Origin of the sequence: Bullifex porci (assembly GCF_009695635.1) — a bacterium.
Classification (GTDB): Bacteria; Spirochaetota; Spirochaetia; order Sphaerochaetales; family Sphaerochaetaceae; genus Bullifex; species Bullifex porci.
This window is the reverse complement of record NZ_VUNN01000059.1, coordinates 1-1,442: the sequence shown is the minus strand read 5'-3', so window position 1 is coordinate 1,442 and position 1,442 is coordinate 1. Positions and strand designations below refer to the sequence as shown.

Genomic DNA, 1,442 nt, shown 5'->3' with positions numbered 1-1,442 from the left:
CTGACGTGTGCCCCTGAAGTTGGACAATAAATATTATTATGAGACTTGCTTTCTGAATTCAAGAGGAGGCAAGCCTTTTAATTTTATTTGGTATCTCTTCTCATTATAAAACTTGATATACATATCAATAGCTTCATACAGTTCCTTCCTTGTAGCGAATTTCCTTCCATAGTACATTTCTCTTTTCATGTGTCCAAAGAATGTCTCCATTTTGCTGTTGTCTATGCAGTTACCCTTTCTGGACATGCTTTGTACAATCCCGTTTGCCTTCAGGCAGTTCACGAACGAAGAATGCTGGTACTGCCATCCCTGGTCCGTATGGAACAACAGACCATCAATGCATGGATGCGCTGTTATGGCAGACCTAATCATGCTTATTACAAGATTCATATCAGCCGACACGCTGTATCTGTAGCTGATGATCTCCCCTGTGCAGAAATCCTTTATCGGGGAGAGGTAGACCTTGCCTTCATCTGTCTTGAATTCCGTAACGTCAGAAGCCCACACCCTGTCCGGTTCCTTTACATCGAAATTCCTGGCAAGAATATTCTTCGCCACTTTTCCCACGTCACCTTTGTAAGAGGAGTACTTCTTCTCCGACTTGACCATTCGGGGTACCAGTTTCAGTTCCTTCATGATTCTGCGTATCTTCTTATGGTTGACTATCAGCCCTTCATCCTTGAGTGCGAGGCCAATCCTTCTGAATCCATAAATACTTCCGGTATCAGCAAATATTTCCTTTATTCTTTCCCTTAATCCAGCGTCCGGGTCATCTACCGCTCTCTTGGCCCAGTTGAGATACGAGCTCTTTGGCACGTCATAGAATGCCAGAAGCTCCGACAGGCAGAACTCCTTCCTCAGTTCCCTGATGTTCCTGTACTTTTCTTTCCTCTCGAGGTTCTTCGCTCTGACTCCTGGATTAAGGGCATCGCTTTTTTTAGCAGCAGCAACTCCCTCTTCATCATCTCGTTCTCAAGTTTAAGATACTCCAATGAGCCGGGTTCATAATCCGAGAGCTTAGGTTTGGGTTTCCTTCCCATACTTGGCTTCCTCCCCCTGTTGTCTTCCAGGAGTGCCTCCTGCCCACCTTCGGCGTATTTCCTCAGCCATACATTCAAGGTAGACTCCGAAATGTTGTACGTCCTTGCGGCGGCATGTTTGGTCATTCCTTTCATCAAAGAGTCTACCACTTCAAGCTTCAATGCGTCACTATATCCACCTGGACGGTTGCTGTGAAGGACGGACTCAATTCCATGAATCCTCGCCGTATAGAGTTTGCACTTGAAGTTATTGAGCCTGATTCCCAACCTTCTTGAACAATTGATGATTAAGTCCTCTCCGTTAATTGCCTTAAGAAGCTCTCGTCTGAGATCCTCTTCCTTTACTTTCATGAAAAAAACCTCCTAATTGGATTTTTGGTCCAACTAGAAGGTCACAGGTCA

At 44.9% G+C, this 1,442-nt stretch carries 2 protein-coding genes; both read right to left on the bottom strand.

Going from position 1 to position 1,442, the window contains the following annotated elements; translation table 11 throughout:
- Nucleotides 1–36: 36 nt before the first annotated feature.
- Nucleotides 37–861: an IS3 family transposase gene (locus tag FYJ80_RS11595; RefSeq protein WP_154427062.1), complete on the bottom strand. Its 825-nt coding sequence runs from the start codon at nucleotides 859–861 to the stop codon at nucleotides 37–39.
- A complete protein-coding gene (locus tag FYJ80_RS11590; protein WP_154427060.1) occupies nucleotides 858–1,391 on the bottom strand; it encodes a helix-turn-helix domain-containing protein in 534 nt (177 codons plus the stop codon). Before FYJ80_RS11590 ends, FYJ80_RS11595 begins: the two co-directional genes overlap by 4 nt.
- Nucleotides 1,392–1,442: the final 51 nt, after the last annotated feature.